Raw genomic sequence first — 552 nt, forward strand, 5'->3', positions numbered from 1 at the left:
GAGATTTCCATACACCTTGTGTGTGATTTCCATACACCTTGTGTGTGAGAGGCCCCCAGCCAGACCACTGGGTTGATAGGCCGGATGTGGAAGCGAGGACTAACGACTCGTGAAGCTGACCGGTACTAATAGGCCGATAACTTACACCACACACTCCTTTGCGTGAACGGACTCAAAAGACGTTCACACCAGCAGAGGAGTACAAAGAAACAAGACTGCTTGCGTCCACTATGTGGTTCCCAAACAACAAACCCGCCACGGGCACGTTGCTTGAAGGAACCAAAACTGAATAACAACACCACCACCGCCCCACCACGGGCGGTAGCGGACAAGTTGTAACCACCAGATTTCCCACCCCGGGACTCTCTACACAGACCAGGGGCGCGGACACAGGGTTACGGCGGTCATAGCGTGGGGGAAACGCCCGGTCCCATCCCGAACCCGGAAGCTAAGACCCACAGCGCCGATGGTACTGCACCCGGGAGGGTGTGGGAGAGTAGGTCACCGCCGGACATACATTAGGTCGAGAGCCTCCAACCACCAGGTTGGAGG

1 rRNA gene is annotated in these 552 nt (G+C 56.5%); it reads left to right on the forward strand.

Annotation, left to right across the window (positions count from 1 at the left end):
- Positions 1-396: 396 nt before the first annotated feature.
- Positions 397-513: ribosomal RNA gene (rrf, locus tag AC1DGE_RS16885) — 5S ribosomal RNA — on the forward strand.
- Positions 514-552 lie beyond the last annotated feature (39 nt).

Source organism: Arthrobacter sp. 05N425 (assembly GCF_056397125.1).